This is a genomic window from Nocardioides sp. (assembly GCF_035429765.1).
Classification (GTDB): domain Bacteria; phylum Actinomycetota; class Actinomycetes; order Propionibacteriales; family Nocardioidaceae; genus Nocardioides.
In genome coordinates this window covers 1-7,805 of sequence record NZ_DAOMFK010000144.1, presented here as the reverse complement: position 1 = coordinate 7,805, position 7,805 = coordinate 1, and the positions used below count along the sequence as shown (strand labels likewise).

Below are 7,805 nucleotides of genomic sequence, written 5' to 3'. Positions count from 1 at the left end.
CGGCGCACAGCGTGACGGGGCCGACTCCGGGTGCGGCGCCTCGGGCCCCGTGGCTGTCGACGGGTCGTCGACCGTCTACCCCCTCAGCAACGCGGCCGCCGAGCTGCTCAACGAGGAGAACCCCGACATCAAGGTCACCGTCGGCGAGTCCGGCACCGGTGGCGGGTTCGAGGTCTTCTGCGCCGGCAAGACCGACATCTCCGACGCCTCCCGGCCGATCAAGGACGACGAGGAGGCGCCGGTGTGCGCCGACAACGGCGTCGAGTACACCCCGCTCCACGTGGCCACCGACGCGCTCACCGTCGTGGTCAACCCGGACCTGGCGATCGACTGCCTGACCACCGAGCAGCTCAAGAAGATCTGGGAGCCGTCGGCCGAGGGCAAGGTCACCAACTGGAACCAGGTCGACCCGAGCTTCCCCGACGAGAAGATCTCGCTGTTCGGCCCCGGCACCGACTCGGGCACCTTCGACTACTTCACCGACGAGATCAACGGTGAGGAGGGCGCCTCGCGCACCGACTACGAGTCGTCGGAGGACGACAACGTGATCGTGCAGGGCGTCTCGGGCACCCCGGGCGCGATGGGCTACTTCGGCTACACCTACTTCGAGGAGAACGCCGACGCGCTCAAGGCGGTGGCCATCGACTCCGGCTCCGGCTGCGTCGCACCGTCGGCGGAGACCGCCCAGGACGGCAGCTACGCCCCGCTGGCCCGGCCGCTGTTCATCTACGTCAGCAACACGTCCTACGCCGACAAGGCGCAGGTCAAGGAGTACGTCGACTTCTACATCGACAACCTCGCGACGATCACCGAGGCGGCCAAGTTCATCCCGCTGAACGACGAGCAGACGGCGGAGACGAAGGACGCGCTCGCCGGGCTCTCGGGCTGACCGACCGGCGTACCGAGGATCCAGTGTGACCACCACACCCACGTCTGCAGGCCCAGCGACCTCGCTGGGCCTGCAGACGCCCGTCGACCTGGGCCGGCGCGCCCGGCCCGGTGAGAGCGTCGTCCGGGGCGTGCTGCTCGCCGCCGCCCTGGTCTCCATCGCCACCACGGTGGGGATCATCATCGCCCTGCTGCGACCCGCGCTCGACTTCTTCCGGGAGGTCCCGATCGGGGAGTTCCTGGGCACCACGCGGTGGGCGCCCAACTCCCACGACCCGGCGTACGGCGTGTGGCCGCTGGTCAGCGCCACCTTCGTGATCACGGCGGTGGCGCTGGCGCTGGCCGTCCCGCTCGGCCTGGGCACCGCGATGTACCTCTCCGAGTACGCCTCGAAGAAGACGCGGGCGCGGCTCAAGCCGGTGGTCGAGCTGCTCGCGGGCATCCCCTCGGTCGTCTACGGCTTCTTCGCCCTCGCGTTCGTCACCCCGACCCTGTTGCAGGACCTGCTGGGGATGGACGTCGGCTTCACCAACGCGCTCGCCGCGGGGCTGGTGCTGGGGGTGATGGTGATCCCCACCATCGCGTCGCTGTCGGAGGACGCGCTCTCGGCCGTCCCGCTCGCCCTGCGGCAGGGCTCGCTCGCGATGGGCGCCAACCGGCTGCAGACCACCCTGCGGGTCGTCTTCCCCGCCGCCTTGTCCGGCATCGCCGCCGCCGTCGTGCTCGGCCTCTCCCGCGCCGTCGGCGAGACCATGATCGTCACCCTCGCCGCCGGGTCCCAGCCCAACCTGTCGCTGGACCCGCGGGAGGGCATGCAGGCCATGACGGGGTACATCGCCACCACGGCCGGCGGGGAGAACCCGGTCGGCTCCACGTCGTACAACACGCTGTTCGCCGTCGGCCTGATGCTGTTCGTGATCACGCTGGTGATCAACGTCATCAGCATCGCGTTCGTGCGCCGGTTCCGGCAGGAGTACTGATGAGCGCCGCCTACGCCACCGCCGCGCGTGAGACCGTCACGCTGTCCGCCGGCCGCAGCCGCGACAAGGACCTGCGCTCCCTGGTGTTCCTGGGTGCGCTGTGGTTCTCGCTGCTCTTCGGCATCCTGGTGCTGCTCGTGCTGATCCTGACCACCGCGGTCAAGGGCGCGCCGCGCTTCGACATGGCGCTGCTCACCGACTACAGCTCCCAGCTCTTCCCCGAGCGCACCGGCTTCCGGGCCGGCATCCTGGGCAGCGTCTGGGTGATGCTGGCGACGGCCGCCCTCGCGGTGCCGCTGGGGATCGCCGCCGCCCTCCACCTGGAGGAGTTCGCCGACGGGCAGAAGTGGTGGAACCGGTTCATCGAGGTCAACCTGCAGAACCTCGCGGCCGTGCCGTCGATCGTCTACGGCCTGCTCGCGGTCGCCTTCGTCGAGCTGGTCGGCATCCGCGAGCGCGGGCTGGTGATCAGCGGGGCGATCGCCCTCGCGCTGCTCATCCTGCCGGTCATCATCATCACCACCCGCGAGGCGGTCCGGGCGGTGCCGCGCGAGATCCGCGAGGGGTCGCTGGCGCTGGGCGCCACCCAGTGGCAGACCACCTGGCGGCAGACCCTGCCGGCCGCCGTACCCGGCATCGCCACCGGCACCATCCTCGGCCTGTCCCGCGCGATCGGCGAAGCGGCCCCGCTGCTGATGATCGGCACCGCGACCGCGATCCGCTTCGACCCGAACGGGCTGATGAGCCAGTTCACCGCCCTGCCGCTGCAGATCTACTCCTCGACCTCGCAGTCGCAGGAGGCGCTCCAGGTGGCCGCGTCGGCGGCGATCATCGTGCTCCTCGTGATGATCCTGGCGCTCAACGGCCTGGCCATCTACATCCGCAACAAGTTCCAGCGCACCTGGTGAGGTAGACCATGTCCCTTCGTCCCGGCACCTTCACCGTCCCCCAGGGCACCGGTGGGGTGGCTCCACCCGTCCCGTCCTCCCCGACCCCGGGTCGCCTCGAGGAGGTCACCGAGCACGAGGAGCGCACGCTGCCCGACCTTCCTCCCGACCCGGTGATGGAGGCGTTGGACCTCAACGTCTTCTACGGCGACTTCCACGCGGTGCACAAGGTCAACCTGGCCTTCGGCCGCAACGAGATCACCGCGCTGATCGGGCCGTCGGGGTGCGGCAAGTCGACGGTGCTGCGCTGCTTGAACCGGATGAACGACCTGGTCCCCGGCGCCCGCGTCGAGGGCGAGGTCACCTACCACGGCCAGGACATCTACGCCAAGCACGTCGACCCGATCGCCGTGCGCACCCACATCGGCATGGTCTTCCAGAAGCCGAACCCCTTCCCCAAGTCGATCTACGACAACATCGCCTACGGGCCCCGGGTGACCGGGATGAAGGTCGACGACATGGACGCGCTGGTGGAGCGCTCGCTGCGCCACGCCGCGCTCTGGGACGAGGTCAAGGACAAGCTCAAGCAGTCGGCGTACGGCCTGTCCGGCGGTCAGCAGCAGCGGCTGTGCATCGCCCGCACGATCGCCACCCAGCCGGACGTGATCTTGATGGACGAGCCGTGCTCCGCGCTGGACCCGATCGCCACCGCGCGCATCGAGGACCTGATGCTGTCGCTGCGCGAGGAGTACACGATCATCATCGTCACCCACAACATGCAGCAGGCCGCCCGCGTCTCCGACCGCACCGCGTTCTTCACCGCGATGCCCGACGAGACCACCGGCAACCGCACCGGCCTGCTGGTGGAGTTCAACCAGACCGCCAAGATCTTCTCCAACCCCTCCGACCCCCGCACCGAGGACTACATCTCCGGCCGCTTCGGCTGAGTTAGTACGGTCCCAACGCGGGGTGTTCGACCGCTCCGGACCCCGCGTTGGGACCGTACTATCCGAGGGCGGAGGCGATCAGCGAGGGGATCCAGTAGCACAGGGCGGCGGCCAGCGCGGCCATCGGGAAGGTGAGGACCCAGGCGGTGACGATCGAGCGGCCCACCCCCCAGCGCACCGCCGAGGCGCGTTTGGTCGCGCCGACCCCCATCACCGCCGAGGTGATGGTGTGCGTGGTGGAGATCGGCGCCTGCCAGACGTACGCCGAGGTGTAGAGCACCGACGCGGCGACCGTCTCGGCGGCGAACCCGCGGGGAGGGTCGAGGTGGATGATCCGGCGGCCCAGGGTGCGGATGATCCGCCAGCCGCCCGACCAGGTGCCCAGCGAGATCGCTGTCGCGGCCGCCACGATCACCCACAGCGGCAGGCTGTCGTCGGCGGCGACGTACCCGCCGGTGAGCAGCGCCAGGAAGATCACGCCCATCGTCTTCTGGGCGTCCTGCAGCCCGTGGCCCAGCGCCATCGCCGCGGCCGAGAGGGTCTGGGCCACCCGGAAGCCGCGGTTGACCCGGGCCGGGTGCGCCCGGCGGAAGCCCCACATCAGGGCCAGCATCAGCAGGAACCCCAGCGAGAAGGCCACCACCGGTGAGAGGAACATCGGGATGACCACCTTGTCCACGACCGTCCCCCAGTTGACCACGGTGCCCGAGGCCAGCGCGGCGCCGGCGAGGCCGCCGATCAGGGCGTGGGAGGAGGAGGAGGGCAGCCCGAAGTACCAGGTGATCAGGTTCCAGGCGATGGCACCGAGCAGGCCGGCCAGCACGACCATCAGCCCCTGGGTCCCCTCGGGCGGGGAGATCACCTCGGAGACGGTCTGGGCGACCTTCTGGCCCAAGAAGGCGCCGACGAAGTTCATCAGCGCCGCCATCCCCAGGGCGATCCGGGGGGTCAGCGCCCGCGTCGAGATCGAGGTCGCGATCGCGTTGGCCGCGTCGTGGAAGCCGTTGGTGTAGTCGAACCCGAGGGCGACCAGGACGACCGCGACGATGATCGCGAGCTCCATCGGGTCAGGACTCCTTGACCGCGATCTGCTCCACGGTGTTGGCCACCCGCTCGAACCCGTCGATCGCCTTCTCCAGGCACTCCACGATGTCCTTGAGCTTGAGGACCTCCATCGCCTCGTAGCTCCCGCCGAACAGCTTCGCCAGGATCCGCCGGTAGGACTTGTCGCCCGAGCGCTCGAGCCGGTTCACCTCTGCGATGTAGTCGTCCAGGCCCTTCATCGTCCGCAGCCGCGGCATCGCCTCCGCGGTGAGGTCCGCGCACCGCTGGATGACGTCGGCCTGCTTGATGACCTCGGCGGGGATCTGGTGCACCTCGTAGATGTGGATCATGTCGATGGCCTCGTCGATGAGGTCCATCACGTCGTCGAGCAGGTTCGCCAGCGTGTGGATGTCCTCCCGGTCGAACGGCGTCACGAACGTGCTGTTGACGCGGACCACGATCGCCCGGGCGGTCTCGTCCGCCTCGCGCTCGGCGACGCGCATCCGGCGTACCACCTCGTCGCGGTCGCTGGCGTCGTTGAACATCTCCGCGAGCATCCCGGCGCCGGTGACCAGGTGCTGGGCCGACTGACCGAACAGGTCGAAGAACTCGTTGTCGACCGGACGGAACTTGAAGGCCACGGGAGCTCCTGGGACGGGATGTGAACGTTCCAATGCTAGGGGGTGGGCTGGCCCGGACGGCAACTCCGTGGTCTTCAGGTCAGCTGCGCCGCCCCCGCTGCCGGGAGATCAGCGCCTCGTGCAGGTTCCGCCCGCCCCCGTTGCGGTGCCAGGTCCCCTCGCTGTCGAGCTCCCACGCCGTGGTGTCGGGGTCGAAGGCCAGGGTGAGCAGCTCGTCCACGGACGCCACGTTGGACGCCTCCGGCAGGCGGACCAGCACCTCCACGCGCCGGTCCAGGTTGCGGTGCATCATGTCCGCCGACCCGATCCACGCGACGGGCGCCCCGCCGTTCTCGAACCAGAAGACCCTGCTGTGCTCGAGGAACCGACCCAGCACGGAGCGGACCCGCACGGTCTCGGACAGGCCGGGTACGCCGGGGCGCAGCGCACAGATGCCGCGGATGAGCAGCTCCACGGGCACGCCCTCCTGGGAGGCGATGTACAGCGAGTCGATCAGCGCCTCGTCGACCACGGAGTTGGCCTTGATCCGGATGCGGGCGGGCCGGCCCTCCCGGTGGTGGGCGATCTCGCGGTGGATGTGCTCGATCAGCCCGGTGCGCACCGAGTTGGGCGCCACCAGCAGGCTGTCGTACTCGGCGTTGCGGGAGAACCCGCTGATGTTGTTGAACAGGTTCGCGGCGTCCCCGCCGATGGTCTCGTCGCAGGTCAGCAGGCCGAGGTCCTCGTAGAGGCGAGCGGTCTTCGGGTTGTAGTTCCCGGTGCCGATGTGGGTGTAGCGCCGGATGCCGTCGGGCTCGTCGCGCACCACCATCGACACCTTGCAGTGGGTCTTGAGCCCGACCAGGCCGTAGACCACGTGGCAGCCCGCGTGCTCGAGCTTGCGCGCCCAGCGGATGTTGGCCTCCTCGTCGAAGCGGGCCTTGATCTCCACGATCACCAGCACCTGCTTGCCCGCCTCGGCGGCATCGACGAGGGCGTCGATGATCGGGGAGTCGCCGGAGGTGCGGTAGAGCGTCTGCTTGATGGCCAGCACGTGCGGGTCGGCCGCCGCCTGCTCGATGAACCGCTGCACCGACGTCGCGAACGAGTCGTAGGGGTGGTGCAGCAGCACGTCGTGGCGGCGTACGGCGTCGAAGACGTCGACCGGCGAGGCGGACTCCTTCTCGGCCAGCAGCGCGTGGGTGCTGGGCACGAACGCGGCGAACTTCAGGTCCTCGCGGGCCAGGTCGGCGATGCCGTGCAGGCCGGTGAGGTCCAGAGGCCCGGGCAGCCGGACCACCTCCTGCTCGCGCACGTCGAGCTCGGAGATGAGCAGCTCGAGGATCCTCGGGTCGATCGACTCCTCCACCTCCAGCCGCACCGGCGGGCCGAACCGGCGGCGCAACAGTTCCTTCTCGAGGGCCTTGAGGAGGTTCTCGGTGTCGTCCTCCTCGACCTCGAGGTCCTCGTTGCGGGTGACCCGGAAGGTGTGCACCTGCAGCACCTCCATGCCCGGGAAGAGCCGGGTGAGGTGGACCCCGATGACGTCCTCGAGCGGCACGAACCGCTGGTTGCCGAGCGGGACGAAGCGGTCGAAGATCGGGGGGACCTTGACGCGGGCGAAGTGCTCGGTGCCGGTCACCGGGTTGCGGACCAGGACGGCCAGGTTGAGGGAGAGGCCGGAGATGTAGGGGAACGGGTGGGCCGGGTCCACCGCGAGCGGGGTCAGCACCGGGAAGACCCGTTCCTTGAACAGCCGTTTGGCGTAGCGCTGCTCGTCCCGGTCCAGCTCGTCCCAACGGACCAGCTCGATGCCCTCCTCGCGCAGCGCTGGGACCACGCCCTCGCGGAACGCCTTCGCGTGGCGGATCATCAGGGCGCTGGTGGTCGTCCAGATCCGGTCGACGATCTCGCGCGGCAGCATGCCCGACGCGGCGCGGACGGCCACGCCGGCGGCGATGCGGCGCTTGAGGCCGGCGACGCGCACCATGAAGAACTCGTCGAGGTTGCTGGCGAAGATGGCCAGGTACCGGGCCCGCTCGAGCAGCGGGAGGCTCTCGTCCTCGGCCAGCTCGAGCACCCGCTGGTTGAACCGCAGCCAGGACAGCTCGCGGTCCAGGAACCGGTCGGTGAACCGTTCCACGGCGGCCCGCGCCTCGTCGGAGGGCTCGTACGGCAGCGGCACGTGAAACGTGTCGGAGGGGTGCGCGAACGGGTCCCCTGCCTCCGGTCCCTCGATGTGGGGACTGGTGACGTGCGACGGCAGCAGGCTCTCGGTCGACATGGGCCAAGTCTGGCACCCCGCGGGGGATAGTACGGTCCCAACGCGGGGTGTTCGGGGCCTCCCGACCCCGCGTTGGGACCGTACTATCCGCGGGCTGTGGAGGAGCGGCGCGGAGAGGTCCCGGTCCACGGCAGGCTGCGGGGATGGCAGGAGCG

At 69.7% G+C, this 7,805-nt stretch carries 7 protein-coding genes; 4 read left to right on the top strand and 3 right to left on the bottom strand.

The window, feature by feature from the left end; genetic code table 11:
- From PLP61_RS12540 to pstB, 4 genes are all read left to right on the top strand, one after another.
- Nucleotides 1-889, top strand: an 889-nt coding sequence (locus PLP61_RS12540) for a PstS family phosphate ABC transporter substrate-binding protein (RefSeq protein ID WP_324503060.1), incomplete at its 5' end; no start/stop codon positions are given.
- Between the two features lie 25 nt (nt 890-914).
- Nucleotides 915-1,868 carry a phosphate ABC transporter permease subunit PstC gene (gene pstC / locus PLP61_RS12535; RefSeq protein ID WP_324503059.1) on the top strand — a complete coding sequence of 318 codons (954 nt, stop codon included), beginning with the start codon at nt 915-917 and terminating at the stop codon, nt 1,866-1,868.
- The gene (gene pstA / locus PLP61_RS12530; protein WP_324503058.1) at nt 1,868-2,776 is read left to right on the top strand and encodes a phosphate ABC transporter permease PstA; all 909 of its coding nucleotides are present in this window, start codon (nt 1,868-1,870) and stop codon (nt 2,774-2,776) included. Before pstC ends, pstA begins: the two co-directional genes overlap by 1 nt.
- 155 nt (nt 2,777-2,931) lie before the next feature.
- The gene (gene pstB, locus PLP61_RS12525) at nt 2,932-3,702 is read left to right on the top strand and encodes a phosphate ABC transporter ATP-binding protein PstB (protein WP_324503061.1); all 771 of its coding nucleotides are present in this window, start codon (nt 2,932-2,934) and stop codon (nt 3,700-3,702) included.
- Nucleotides 3,703-3,760: 58 nt separating this feature from the next.
- Here the strand turns inward: pstB and PLP61_RS12520 are convergent, their stop codons facing one another.
- The 3 genes from PLP61_RS12520 to PLP61_RS12510 form a co-directional block, all read right to left on the bottom strand.
- A complete protein-coding gene (locus PLP61_RS12520) occupies nt 3,761-4,765 on the bottom strand; it encodes an inorganic phosphate transporter (protein ID WP_324503057.1) in 1,005 nt (334 codons plus the stop codon).
- 4 nt (nt 4,766-4,769) lie between these two features.
- On the bottom strand, nt 4,770-5,387 hold the full coding sequence (locus PLP61_RS12515) for a DUF47 domain-containing protein (RefSeq protein WP_324503056.1): 618 nt from the start codon (nt 5,385-5,387) through the stop codon (nt 4,770-4,772).
- Between the two features lie 79 nt (nt 5,388-5,466).
- Nucleotides 5,467-7,650, bottom strand: a complete 2,184-nt coding sequence (locus PLP61_RS12510) for an RNA degradosome polyphosphate kinase (protein ID WP_324503055.1) — start codon at nt 7,648-7,650, stop codon at nt 5,467-5,469.
- Between the last annotated feature and the right edge of the window lie 155 nt (nt 7,651-7,805).

Excerpts from the sequence above, each read along its gene's own strand:
- pstA (WP_324503058.1), top strand. The coding sequence starts at position 1,868 with ATGAGCGCCGCCTACGCCACCGCCGCGCGTGAGACCGTCACGCTGTCC.
- pstB (WP_324503061.1), top strand. The coding sequence starts at position 2,932 with ATGGAGGCGTTGGACCTCAACGTCTTCTACGGCGACTTCCACGCGGTG.
- PLP61_RS12520 (WP_324503057.1), bottom strand. The coding sequence starts at position 4,765 with ATGGAGCTCGCGATCATCGTCGCGGTCGTCCTGGTCGCCCTCGGGTTC.
- PLP61_RS12510 (WP_324503055.1), bottom strand. The coding sequence starts at position 7,650 with ATGTCGACCGAGAGCCTGCTGCCGTCGCACGTCACCAGTCCCCACATC.